Source organism: Comamonas sp. AG1104 (assembly GCF_003350425.1).
Taxonomy (GTDB): domain Bacteria; phylum Pseudomonadota; class Gammaproteobacteria; order Burkholderiales; family Burkholderiaceae_C; genus Comamonas; species Comamonas testosteroni.
Window position 1 is genome coordinate 490,048 of sequence record NZ_QQAS01000005.1, and the last position, 9,606, is coordinate 499,653.

Consider the following 9,606-nt stretch of genomic DNA (forward strand, 5'->3'; position numbering starts at 1 on the left):
CGCAAAGCCGCCCTGAAGAGGAACACAAAAAAGCCTGCAATCGCAGGCTTTTTTCTTTTACAGCAGAAAGTCGCTCCACCGAATGCTGCCGTGGCCCCACTTCAAGGCGCAGGAGACTCAAAATCCCCCGCCGCAAGGCGTGCCGGTTCGATTCCGGCCCCGGGCACCACGGATGTGGCGCTATAACTTTTGAAGACGTTCCGGGAGATGTTCCGGCATGTGTTCCGGTTTTTAGCAAAAAGATTGCCTGCACGATGACTCATCTTGCAGCCAATTTTTTTACAGCTTCCAAAGTTCAAGACTGCAGATACCCAAGCACATTGATCATGCATTGGTAAGCCGCTGATCGAAGTGCCGGCGCGGCTCTTTTGAGACGGTCAAAAGTCGCGCCGACACAAAGCCTATCCCTTACCTACTTGCTTTCAACCAGCGCCTCAGAGTTCAGGACTGGCGCAACTGTTTCGGACTCAGCAGCTTTGCGCTGAGCCTTCTCAGCCTTCTTTTTCTTTTTCTCGAGCTCCCGCTGCCTTTTTTCGAATTGGTAGTTGGGTTTTGGCATCAGGCGATTCCTTAGTGGTTTAAGTTACCCACCATAACCGATGAACCGTCCTGGAAAGCCTTAGTTCGCCTGGAACTGTTGTTCGTTTGGCTTCCTGCTCAACTTGACGACCTGCATGCTGATGCCAAGGATGAGCGTCACAAGCATGTGATGTTGCGACCTTGCCATCAGCCCGCGCAACCACAAGCTAGACCTAACACGCTGCATTCCTCAAAACCCGCACCTCATAGAAGGCCCGCGAGCAGTCTGCAAGCCGTAGCAATCGGCCCACTCACTGAAACAAAAACGCCCTCGAACTGAGGGCGTCTTCTTGAGTTCGCAACTAGATCAGTAGCCGCCGCCATAGCCATCGTTGCCATAGCCAACATTGGGACGAGAGCTGGCACGAAATTCGCGGTTGCCACCGAATCCACGACCTTCTTCACGAGGTTTCGCAAGATTGACAACGATCGAACGTCCATCGACGGACATGCCATGCAAACCCGAAATAGCTGCCTGGCATTCGTCCGCAGACGTCATTTCTACGAACGCAAAGCCCTTGGAGCGTCCAGTCTCGCGATCTATCATGACTTTGGCAGAGGTTACCGTTCCGAACTCTGCAAAGTTGCTTCGCAGGCTGGAGTCGGTCACGGAGTAAGGCAGGTTGCCAACGTAAATTTTAGTGCTCATGGGAGCCTTTTCTAGTGGTGACGCATCAAGGATTGACGCATCGTTTGAATGTGGCGGCGCTAGTGGGAATCCACAGCAACCGGATTAAGTGGAGAGCTCGTTAGCGGCTCAGCACGCAGATGGCTGCATGGTGGTATGCAACCAACCTTGGGTTACAGCAAAGATCTTTGCCGCTTCGGTCGAGGCAAATTTTTTGTCAAAGCGAAAAACACGGCAGTAGTTGCTGTTTTGCCTTGTGCGCTGAAGTGCGAAGGAAGCTTGAAAGCGACCGCAATTGGTCTTGTGTGATGTGGGCGTAACGAAGTACTTGCCCATGGCGATAGGAGTCAGTGGAATCTAGTTCAATCAGAGCAGGCCGATCGACCCGCATGAGCTTTCGATAACTCGATTGGCTGCTGCTCTACAACCAACGGTGCGAGATGTCTCGCGAAAGTTTTCTTACCGGAGGATTTTTTGCCTTCTGGAAGACGCTGCGAGAAGACTAGCTAAGTCTGCAGCGGAACTTATTATAATACTTTTATATAAAAAACACAACTTTTATTATTTTTGGCTTTAATTTGCTGTGCTTGATGCGCTGCACATCTGCAGACTACTGCTCCAGCCTCAGTGGCTCCCGCGTATCGAGCCTCTGCCGTTGGCCAGTTGTAGCCGATCATCAGGGATCTAAAGCTAGGCTGAGGCTGCATCAAATATGCCGAATGGCGCCAACACCAACAACTGCTCAGCTTCCTTCACTGTCCCTTCCAGCAGCAACCCTCCTTGCCTTGTAGTGGACACATCAGATAGCAACGCCCTGACTGTCAGCCTGAGAGAAGCCTGGGTTTCTTACTAGGGATTGGCGGCACACACGCTACTCCAAAGTACCGCAGCAACTTCTACCTCAATGCCTATGCATCACATGGAACTATTCCGTTGACAGAGCAAGCGACGTATAAACGGGCCACTCCCAATTCTTCTTCTCCGAATGTTCAACTTGAACATGAATGTGCGGAGGCTCACTGATCACGCTGCCAAATATGGTTGCGAAAGCCACATCTGCGGCATCCCGCCCTGTTGCAATTCGCATCAGCCCCATGGGAATTGACGTTCCTGATGGGTCAAAAATATACCAGCGATATCCCAGATAAACTTCCACATAGGCGTGGAAATCGCTTGGCCCTAGAGCCGGATCAGCACCATAGTCAGTACCTGTCACAAATCGCGCAGGTAAGTTGATTGCTCGGCAAATTGCTATCATTAAATGAGCGAAATCACGACACACACCTACCCGCTCGATCAGCGTGTCGACTGCTGAAGTTGTACCAATGGACGTATTCGACCGAAATGTCACGTTTTGCCTCACCCAATCACAGATCGCTTGGGCTCGGGCGTAGCCTTGCGGCAGATGACCAAACCGGTCGACCGCAAACTTCGACAACCGGTCCGACTGACAGTAGCGGCTGGGATAGACATATTGCAGCACCTCTAACGGCAACCGCCGAACAGGCACCTCTGAAACGTATCCTGGCTCAGCTTTATGGTGAGAAATCTCTACGATTGCCTCGTAATGCACAGTCAGTGTGCCAGGCATAGCACTGACCCTTAGACAACGTTGCGTGACGTCTTGACATTGTTGAATCTCCCAGTCAGCACTTGCCTCACTTAATGTCAAATGCTCAGATGACACTTGTTGATGAGAAGTATTAGCAGCATGTATGTAGAAGAAAAAATCTGCACCGTGCTCTAAAACTTGGTAGTTCAACTTCAGTTGAAAATTAAGTCTGATCATTGCAATCCCGGGCACCCAGAACATCAAGGAAAACTCCTGTCGCTGATCAAGCATTCATCTGCGCCGCGCATTCTGGGTTGCCATTGGAATATGCGCTTCAAGCAGTAGTTCCGGGAATGCCTGCAGCATGCCAGGGGGATATGAAAAAACTTTTCGGCAGAAGATCACCTCCTAAACCCTCCACTTTTACCAAGAGCAATATTTCTACATTGAATCTCAATGAACGGTAGTGAAATCAATAAATCCACGCTCAACCGAGGTAGAAACAAGCTTTACCTTCACTTTTTGACCCACATTAAGACTAGGGAGGTCTCCCTTCAAGCGACCTTCTACGGGAGGTGTAAAAATACGCACCCAAGTTCCGCGCTCCCCTACGCCAATGATGAGACCAGCAAATATTTCACCTATTCGATCATGCAATAACAGGGCAGCCTCCGACTTACGCACCTGCCTTTCTACTTTTTGAGCCGCATCCTCTTGAGTGGTGCAATGCGTGGCAAGAGCCTCCAATTCATCGTAGGTATAGGGAGGCTTTTCCCCAGCAAGTGCAGATTTGAGTAGACGCAAGGTAATAAGGTCTGGGTAACGTCGATTAGGGGCGGTCGAATGCATGTAGTCTTGCACCGCTAATCCGAAATGGCCGATAGATTGCCCGCGCGGGCGCTCAACTACATATTCACCTCGCCCCATCAACTTTATGATCACCAACGATAGATCCGGAAATCTCAAGGGATCTGCCTGGTGCTGCATTGAAAGAAATGCCTGTAAAGCCTCTCCATCAGGCTCATCTGGCAAGCTCCAGCCGTAGTTTTCAGCGACTTCGACAATTCTCTGCCAACGCTCTGGTGAACGGACTACCCTTCGCATTGAAGCGGTGCCTTGCGCGGCCAAGAAGCGCGCCGTGCAACCGTTAGTTGCAATCATCAACTCCTCAATCAATTGACGAGCCCGATTGTGTGGCTGTTGGCGAATGTCGATGATGATGTCGCCGTCAAACACAGCATGAGGCTGAAAAGTTTCTAACTCCAGCGATCCTTGCGATCGCCTTAGCAATCGCAGTTTCTGAGCGAGTTCATCTTGCATCCTCAGCTGGGTATCCATCCCCGCAACGTTCTGCGCTGGCTCTGGCAACTCCCCGACTCCCTCGAACCATTCCGACACTGCGTCGTATGCAAGCTTTGCTTTGTTCCGCACAACTGCCCGATATATGTTCGATTCAATCAGAAGACCATCGCCACTGAAAGTCATCTCTGTGATAAGAGCCAGGCGATCTTGATCTTGGTTCAAAGAGGTGAGATCTGTACATAGCTGCTCTGGCAGCATGGGAAACACTCGAGCAGAGCTATAGACAGAAGTTGTATTTAGCCTCGCATGCTCATCAATCGGAGAGCCTTTCTTGACCACGCTGTCAACATCAGACACGGCAACGAAAACCCTAACATTGCCCTGCTCTAGCTGCTCAATTGATGATATTTGGTCAAGGTCGCGTGAGTCATCGTTATCAATTGAACACCACAGCAGTTGAGTCATCTGATGAATTCCATGGCCAGACTCTTTAGCGTGACCAGATAGGAGAGACAACTGTTCGAGAACGCTGTGCGAGAACTCTGCTTCCAAGCCTCGGCTATACATGGCCCAGGCCGCGAGGGTTGAGATATTTTCTCGGTGATTCGATAGAACGTCTTGCATAGTGCCTTGACCTTCCATTTTTTCAATACATTTTGAACCGAAATAGCTCATTGTCAAAGATATATTTAATTATCTATAACACTACTACAGCCATTAGCAGACATAAAATTTCTAATTGAGAGCAATCCATACAATATTCAAACTCAAAATTATATAAACTCAAAAAATCAATACTTAAAAGGCTAAACAACTATCTTCAAAATGTATTTTTCACGCTAAAAATTAAATAAAAGTAATATTTTGTATTATTTTTATTTAATTACAAGAAATGGAGTACCCTAATAAGAAAAAACAAAATAACTTTCAATAAAAGATAACATTCAAAAACTGAATTTAATTCAACCGAGATAAATCATGCGCATCCCTCAATTCTTATCCAGCATAGATACTGAATATGGGAAACCGTTTGAAGGTGGATTCTACGGTGGATTAATAAACATTAACTCAAACATTTATGCGATAGTTTGGGCTCCAAAATCCACTCAAATCAAAGAAAAAATTGACGTTGAAAAAGCAAATGCATTTGATCCTGCTGACAGCAGCAGCAATACTATCGCTTTAGCAGATGCAGGAAGCCCGCTTGCTAAAGCTGCACTTGCAGCAAACATCAATGGATATAACGATTGGCTGATACCAGCACGTGACGTATTGGAGCTGGGTTATCGCATGCTAAAGCCATCTCGAAATCGTAACTATGCGAACTATTTTGATGGTGTGAACCACAATAGTCTTCCCGAGGGAAAGCACTACTCTGATTCTTTCCCCGCTCAAACCATCGCACCAGATTTCCTTGACGGAGGATCTGAGTCTTTTGATCTTGCTTGGTACTGGTCTAGCAGTCTGCACTCCGGAGGTGTAGCGTTCTGCCAGCATTTCGAAGATGGCTATCAAAGTCACTATCACTCAGTGTCAGCGGTCGGCCTCGCTAGGTTTGTGCGCTTGGCCCAAGTTCCTGTCCAAGCCCTGACAACTACGCCCATAGACGCACAGCCCATCAATTTGCACCATTGACTTATGGGAATTGGCCGAACGGCGCGACAGGTTGCCTTATCAGTTGCGTGTGCATCTACTGAGACACTGTTCGCGTAGCTTGCTGACGATGCGGACTTGTCTGCTTGAAGACCGGCATGGCTACTGTGGCGCTCCAGTTCTCTATCCAGAGGCTGTTTGCAAAGTAATTCCAATGAGGCGTCACCATTGAAATCGTCCCCAACGTGATGCGTGCGGTCGATGGGCTGGAAATACCTTTGGTCGATGGCTACTGATCAAGCTCCAAACGCAAAAAGGCGCCCCGACACCAATCAAGGTATCGGGGCGCTTTTAGTTCATCTGCTCGAGCAGCGTTCGGTCGGCTGCGATCTGTCCGCGCAACAGGCTCACCTGGGCGTCTCGCTTTTGGACCAGGCTACCAAGCTCTCCAACCAGGCTCGCGCCTTCTGCAGCAAGGGCCGCGAGTCGCTGGTGCTGATCTGCGAGATCTCTGCAGGCAGCGGCGTCATCGGCAAGCTGGGCGTTGCGGGTGGCGGCCCTCCTGATGTCGTGCTGCAGGCCTGCAATGCGGGCAGCATCAGCAACGCGGCCAGCCTCCAGGCGGGCCATTTCTTGCGCGTAGTCATGGGTGTTTTCCTGTTGAGCTGCACCGTGCGCGATCACGGCTTTCGCTTTCTTTTCGATAGCTGCTTGCGACTGCTGGGCCTGTGCAGAGGTCTGCTTTGATTGAGCGACCTCCACACGAGCAATCCGCGCATCGGCGCGCCAACCATTGACGAGCCAACCTGCAGCAAATGCGAGCACGAGCAGTAGCCCGTAAGCGATAGCCGGAGCGCGGGCCTGCATCAGTTGTCCTCCGCTGCGAACAGCAGGTTGTCGGCGCCGCGGTTCGTCCAGCCACGCCCGAAGGTGTCGAACTTGGCCAGGCTGGCCCAGAACTTGAAGCGGTATCCCATGAAGCGCAGCAGCACATCGTTATGGCCTCGCAGGTTTTGCATGCCATCAAGCGCCGCCTGGGAACGCGGCCCCCATGCGCCATCGTCGGCCACCTGAACGGCACGCTGCAGGATTCGAATGGCGTTTCCACGCCCATGATTGACGGCTGCATCGAAGAGCTGGAACTTGATAGACTCATGGGCTTTGCCAATCACATCCCAGAAGTCCTCACGGTAGACAGCCTTGGCCTGCTCTACGGTCAGATTTTTGATATCCAAGTGCGGATAGGTGTTGGCAGCAATGCCGAACTTGGTGCCCTTGAGCTCACCCCTGCCCTGCTTTCCGCCTGTCCAGTTGCCATCGTCTCGCGGATCTGCAGTGAACTTGCCCTCATGGCCGATCAGCCGGCCAAATGCTTTATCGAAATCCATCGCGCACCTCCTGTGCAATTTCGTCAATCCCCTGCCCTTCGCGTTTGCGGATCGCATTGAACGTCCAGCGCACCAGGGCCCAGCCAGGCAGGCCACAGGTAAAGCACAGACCGAGTAGAGCAATCAGTCCAAAGTGGCTGTTTGCCCAATGCTGGATGCCCAGGTACTGCACAACTGCAGAGCCCCCTGCAAAGCTGGCCATTACCGTGCTGATGAGTCCTACGGCCCACTCCTTGGGGTCGCGCGGCGTAGTGATGCACATCACGACGATGGCTGCCAGGCCTGCGCCGATTGCGCCCAGGCCGGCCAGGCCGCCGATCAATTTCCAGCCTGCGATGCCGGCTGCACCGGTGCTTGTTGTTGGTTCCATAAGCCCTCCCTGGGCCGTTTGTTTGAGATTGAAATCGATGCTATGGAGAGCCCTTGGCGCGGCCGCGGGCAACAAAAAACCGCCCGGAGGCGGTTGGTGGTGAAACGCTTATCAGGCTTGAGGCCAGCCCTGAGTCTCGTCATAGCTGCGCAAGGCTTCGAGATCCTGCAGCGCCTCGATTGCGTCCTCATGCGCCTGGCGCGCGCCTGTGAGCTGCCCGGAAATAAAGCGGTAAGCGGAATCCTTGGTCAGGATGCGCTGGGCCAGCTCGCTGCACTCCAGGCCGCGCTGGGCGGCACAGGCATCAATCCAGGGCGTTGCGGCCGCAGGATCTGCCGCCAGGGCCTGAGCCTCCTGCAGCTGTATGGGCCAGGACTCGCGCTCATATTGCGGATAAGGCAATGCCACCGCACTCATGCGCTTGGCGTATTGCTCATTGACGAGCCTGTGGAGGCGGTCTCTTTCCACCTGCAGCAGCTCTGCGGCCGTGGGCGCGGCCTTGCGCAGCGTCCAGTCAATCTTGCTCATGAGACTCCTCCTCTACAGGTTCCGGCGACTCCTCCTCCACAGGCTCCGGCTCTACTACCGGCCCGGAAAAAACGGGCGGCGGGGGCGCGTCATGCCCACTGTCTGGCAGCTGCACTGGGCCATCCTGAATGACCGTGATCGGCACGGGAAAGCGCGCGGTCTCTTCGGCATATGCGCCATGAGGAAACAGCAGAGACACATGCAGCACGCCGCCAACGCGCGTCACATCACCAGCAAACCAGGGCGAGTCGATGGCTGCACGCGGCAGCGTGTCACCGTCCTGCAGAGGCGAGAAATCAAATACCTCTTCATTAATTGAAATAGTATTCCCATTCACTGAAACGGAAATACTAAAATCGCTCCGAACGGGGCTTAGATTAATAATCATTATTTCCAACTTCCGATTGCAATAGGTTGTAGCGCTACCGAGTTAATATCTGAAGCAACGAATAGCTGTGTAGACAGACAGGACACTGCAGCTCCATTACTGTCAATACTATATGCCGTTGTGAGATGAGCCTTTGCTACTGCAAGATCACCGCCAACCTCATTAACCACTACGTTAGGAGCATATATAAATGGTGAAGGGAATGTCCACTGGAACAGCAGATTACTGGAATTTGCAAATGTAGGCCTGCGGGAAGCAAAACAGAATTGACTTCCTCCTGCAAATTTGACGTACTCGCCGTTGGCGTTGCTGCCGCGCTCAATGATCGAACCAGAGGCAATAGCTCCAACTGCAGAAGTGGTATCGATCACCTTATCCCATGGGCCTTTAACGCCGTTGTTAGTTACTCTTTTGAATGAAGTACCTTCACCAACTGCTCTGCATGTCTGGATCATGTAAACATCATCAATCCGCTCCACAGTGAGATAACCATAGAACGAAACGTATGGGCCATTAGATGCATTGTTTACGTAGTAATGAGACACACCAGTTGGGTATTGAGTAATGGCATTCATGTCCATATTGCCAACAATAGTAGGCTTACCCAAACCAAATGCACCTACGGCCATCAGATGCCCAGCCGTAACGTCAACCTGACTTGACTGCACGTTACGAGAAGCAGCAGTACCTGCATCGCTGATAGTGGACAGAGGCTGCGTACCGTACATGTTCGTCCGATGCGTAGTCTCCCTCCATGGAGACCATGTATCTGCACCAGTTGCATAGCAGGTATAGCGACGACTATCCGTACTCTCAAAAGAGCGCATGACACCGTAGCCTGCCGTGGCGTCGAGCCATTGAGCGTCAACCCTACAAATGCCGAATCCCATTTCAGGGATACCGACTTCGGAACCGTGGGCCAAACCAACGCAGCTACCCTTATTGAAGAAAGCACTAGGAGGCAGTCCGAACGGCACTGGGTCGTGGTTTCGCATCGGATTGGCTATACCGAACCCATTGAAGCCGCCTGTATGGTTGGAGCGCTCCAGCAGCACAGCATCAGCAAGGTTCTTAGTTGCCAGCGCCTGGATGTTCTCCAGCTTGACGCGCTCGTCATTCGTGAAGTTGTTGGACGACAGGCCCATGCCCGCGACCTTGTCCACCTTCCCCTGGTCCAGATAAACAAAATTCGCCTGCGACTTGCGCATGGCTTCGCGCAGGTTGTCGCCCGTGCCGTCATTGGCTGCTGCGCCATAGTTGATGGGTTCAAGTGCCATG

Annotated in this window: 12 protein-coding genes and 1 tRNA gene; 2 read left to right on the forward strand and 11 right to left on the reverse strand. The window is 51.9% G+C overall.

The window, feature by feature from the left end; genetic code table 11:
* Positions 1–87: 87 nt before the first annotated feature.
* Positions 88–169: transfer RNA gene (locus tag DFO48_RS16935), tRNA-Leu, on the forward strand.
* 243 nt (positions 170–412) lie between these two features.
* On the opposite strand, the gene DFO48_RS25460 is transcribed toward DFO48_RS16935, so the two are convergent.
* The 5 genes from DFO48_RS25460 to DFO48_RS16955 all read right to left on the reverse strand — a co-directional run bounded on the left by DFO48_RS25460 (position 413) and on the right by DFO48_RS16955 (position 4,526).
* Entirely contained in the window at positions 413–559 is a 147-nt protein-coding gene (locus DFO48_RS25460; RefSeq protein ID WP_199407014.1) for a hypothetical protein, read from the reverse strand.
* 327 nt (positions 560–886) lie between these two features.
* Positions 887–1,228, reverse strand: coding sequence for an RNA-binding protein (locus DFO48_RS16940; protein ID WP_114864171.1), 342 nt, complete (start codon positions 1,226–1,228; stop codon positions 887–889).
* 108 nt (positions 1,229–1,336) lie between these two features.
* Positions 1,337–1,543: a hypothetical protein gene (locus DFO48_RS25880; protein WP_080692945.1), complete on the reverse strand. Its 207-nt coding sequence runs from the start codon at positions 1,541–1,543 to the stop codon at positions 1,337–1,339.
* Between the two features lie 589 nt (positions 1,544–2,132).
* Positions 2,133–3,020, reverse strand: coding sequence for a transglutaminase family protein (locus DFO48_RS16950; RefSeq protein WP_370449586.1), 888 nt, complete (start codon positions 3,018–3,020; stop codon positions 2,133–2,135).
* Positions 3,021–3,212: 192 nt separating this feature from the next.
* Positions 3,213–4,526 carry an RNB domain-containing ribonuclease gene (locus tag DFO48_RS16955; RefSeq protein ID WP_233506427.1) on the reverse strand — a complete coding sequence of 438 codons (1,314 nt, stop codon included), beginning with the start codon at positions 4,524–4,526 and terminating at the stop codon, positions 3,213–3,215.
* A gap of 513 nt (positions 4,527–5,039) precedes the next feature.
* Between DFO48_RS16955 and DFO48_RS25195 the strand changes: the two genes are divergently transcribed.
* On the forward strand, positions 5,040–5,696 hold the full coding sequence (locus tag DFO48_RS25195; RefSeq protein ID WP_147282748.1) for a DUF1566 domain-containing protein: 657 nt from the start codon (positions 5,040–5,042) through the stop codon (positions 5,694–5,696).
* A 309-nt stretch (positions 5,697–6,005) separates the two neighbouring features.
* Here DFO48_RS25195 and DFO48_RS16960 read toward each other — a convergent pair whose 3' ends face one another.
* The 6 genes from DFO48_RS16960 to DFO48_RS25465 form a co-directional block, all read right to left on the reverse strand.
* Positions 6,006–6,521 (reverse strand): hypothetical protein, encoded by a 516-nt coding sequence (locus tag DFO48_RS16960; protein ID WP_114864173.1) that lies wholly within the window; start codon positions 6,519–6,521, stop codon positions 6,006–6,008.
* Positions 6,521–7,042 (reverse strand): glycoside hydrolase family 108 protein, encoded by a 522-nt coding sequence (locus tag DFO48_RS16965; RefSeq protein WP_114864174.1) that lies wholly within the window; start codon positions 7,040–7,042, stop codon positions 6,521–6,523. Before DFO48_RS16965 ends, DFO48_RS16960 begins: the two co-directional genes overlap by 1 nt.
* Positions 7,029–7,412, reverse strand: a complete 384-nt coding sequence (locus DFO48_RS16970; protein ID WP_199407015.1) for a hypothetical protein — start codon at positions 7,410–7,412, stop codon at positions 7,029–7,031. Before DFO48_RS16970 ends, DFO48_RS16965 begins: the two co-directional genes overlap by 14 nt.
* Before the next feature lie 111 nt (positions 7,413–7,523).
* A complete protein-coding gene (locus DFO48_RS16975; protein ID WP_114864175.1) occupies positions 7,524–7,940 on the reverse strand; it encodes a hypothetical protein in 417 nt (138 codons plus the stop codon).
* Positions 7,927–8,337 carry a hypothetical protein gene (locus DFO48_RS16980; RefSeq protein ID WP_199407016.1) on the reverse strand — a complete coding sequence of 137 codons (411 nt, stop codon included), beginning with the start codon at positions 8,335–8,337 and terminating at the stop codon, positions 7,927–7,929. Before DFO48_RS16980 ends, DFO48_RS16975 begins: the two co-directional genes overlap by 14 nt.
* On the reverse strand, positions 8,328–9,605 hold the full coding sequence (locus DFO48_RS25465; protein ID WP_199407017.1) for a pyocin knob domain-containing protein: 1,278 nt from the start codon (positions 9,603–9,605) through the stop codon (positions 8,328–8,330). Before DFO48_RS25465 ends, DFO48_RS16980 begins: the two co-directional genes overlap by 10 nt.
* Position 9,606: the final 1 nt, after the last annotated feature.

What these genes read in the sequence shown, in the direction of transcription:
- DFO48_RS16955 (WP_233506427.1), bottom strand. Translation starts at nt 4,526, where the DNA reads ATGACTCAACTGCTGTGGTGTTCAATTGATAACGATGACTCACGCGAC.
- DFO48_RS25460 (WP_199407014.1), bottom strand. Translation starts at nt 559, where the DNA reads ATGCCAAAACCCAACTACCAATTCGAAAAAAGGCAGCGGGAGCTCGAG.
- DFO48_RS16970 (WP_199407015.1), bottom strand. Translation starts at nt 7,412, where the DNA reads ATGGAACCAACAACAAGCACCGGTGCAGCCGGCATCGCAGGCTGGAAA.
- DFO48_RS25195 (WP_147282748.1), top strand. Translation starts at nt 5,040, where the DNA reads ATGCGCATCCCTCAATTCTTATCCAGCATAGATACTGAATATGGGAAA.
- DFO48_RS16960 (WP_114864173.1), bottom strand. Translation starts at nt 6,521, where the DNA reads ATGCAGGCCCGCGCTCCGGCTATCGCTTACGGGCTACTGCTCGTGCTC.
- DFO48_RS16950 (WP_370449586.1), bottom strand. Translation starts at nt 3,020, where the DNA reads ATGTTCTGGGTGCCCGGGATTGCAATGATCAGACTTAATTTTCAACTG.
- DFO48_RS25880 (WP_080692945.1), bottom strand. Translation starts at nt 1,543, where the DNA reads ATGGGCAAGTACTTCGTTACGCCCACATCACACAAGACCAATTGCGGT.
- DFO48_RS16975 (WP_114864175.1), bottom strand. Translation starts at nt 7,940, where the DNA reads ATGAGCAAGATTGACTGGACGCTGCGCAAGGCCGCGCCCACGGCCGCA.
- DFO48_RS16940 (WP_114864171.1), bottom strand. Translation starts at nt 1,228, where the DNA reads ATGAGCACTAAAATTTACGTTGGCAACCTGCCTTACTCCGTGACCGAC.
- DFO48_RS16965 (WP_114864174.1), bottom strand. Translation starts at nt 7,042, where the DNA reads ATGGATTTCGATAAAGCATTTGGCCGGCTGATCGGCCATGAGGGCAAG.
- DFO48_RS25465 (WP_199407017.1), bottom strand. Translation starts at nt 9,605, where the DNA reads ATGGCACTTGAACCCATCAACTATGGCGCAGCAGCCAATGACGGCACG.